Raw genomic sequence first — 1122 nt, 5'->3', positions numbered from 1 at the left:
GAGATGCTCTAAAACAGCGAGGCTATGCGCCGCTTTGCCGGGATCGAGCTGGGCGATGACCGCATTCCGGATGAGACCACCATCCTCAACTTCCGCCACCTGTTGGAGCGGCACGGGTTGACCGAAGCGATCTTTGCGGAAGTGAATGCCCATCTGGCAGACAAGGGCATCACCCTGCGGTCTGGCACACTGGTGGACGCCACGATCATCGACGCGCCGCCGTCGACAAAGAACAAGGCCAATACGCAAGACCCCGAGATGTCGTCCACGAAGAAAGGCAACGAATGGTTCTTCGGTATGAAAGCTCACATCGGCGTCGACGCCGAGAGCGGCGTGATACACAGCCTCGACACCTCGAATGCCAGGGTGCACGACAGTCAGGTCAGGCCCTCGCGACAACACGGTTTGCTGACACCGCCTTTCCATTCGTTAAAGATGTTATTTCCGTTTCAATTTGCGCGCTCAAACTTGCTTGCGCAGATGGTTCTTGAAACAGATATTGTTCCACCGACGTGGCTTGCAAAGCGTCGAAGCGGAGATTTGTATCGATAGGTTTCCTGAATACCTACGGAAGTAAAATTTAGGCTCGGACAAGCTCGGCTGTGGCTCAGCCGCGGCTGATTCCTATTGATTCTATGTTTCTTCTTAATTCAGGAACGAGAATGCATTTTAGTAATCAGTAGCTTGCTGAGCGTTTGGACGCAAAATTCCGGCATTTTGACGCAGAATCCCGGCGCAAAGACGCAAAATCCCGGGCACGGGTCTTAAAATCCCGGATATTGGACGCAAAATTCCGGCAATTCAGCTGGCTTGAGAGCTGGCCTTCCGAGACTGCTGGTGCCGGGAATTTTTTGCAGACGGGACAAGAAACTTCTTTGGAATTCAGGGGAACGACCAATATTCGCCGTATGAACCTTTCAGCCGTATATTCACGCATCGTAGATGGCGACCTCGACTGTTCCGTGCTGCCCGCGGGCGACGCGTTTCCCTATCTCACTGCGATGTCGATCTTTGTTAGGATCTCCGGCGTGCCACTTGTCGTGTCCGGGCTGGAGGCAGTCGAGTTCTCGAGGCGCTACCCGAAATCGTTGATACCAAAGGACGCGGAAGCTTACTTCAAGG

At 53.7% G+C, this 1122-nt stretch carries 1 protein-coding gene and 1 pseudogene; both read left to right on the top strand.

Annotation, left to right across the window (positions count from 1 at the left end; all coding sequences use genetic code 11):
* Nucleotides 1-21: 21 nt before the first annotated feature.
* Nucleotides 22-405: pseudogene (locus ACOI1H_RS25725) on the top strand (IS5 family transposase); the annotation flags it as partial.
* A 290-nt stretch (nt 406-695) separates the two neighbouring features.
* Nucleotides 696-1122: hypothetical protein (locus ACOI1H_RS25720; protein ID WP_422441172.1), on the top strand; the 427-nt coding region annotated here is incomplete at its 3' end.

The organism is Loktanella sp. DJP18 (assembly GCF_049310965.1).
Taxonomy (GTDB): Bacteria; Pseudomonadota; Alphaproteobacteria; order Rhodobacterales; family Rhodobacteraceae; genus Loktanella.
Note: the sequence above shows the minus strand (reverse complement) of the source record. Positions and strands in the feature narration are given on the sequence as shown.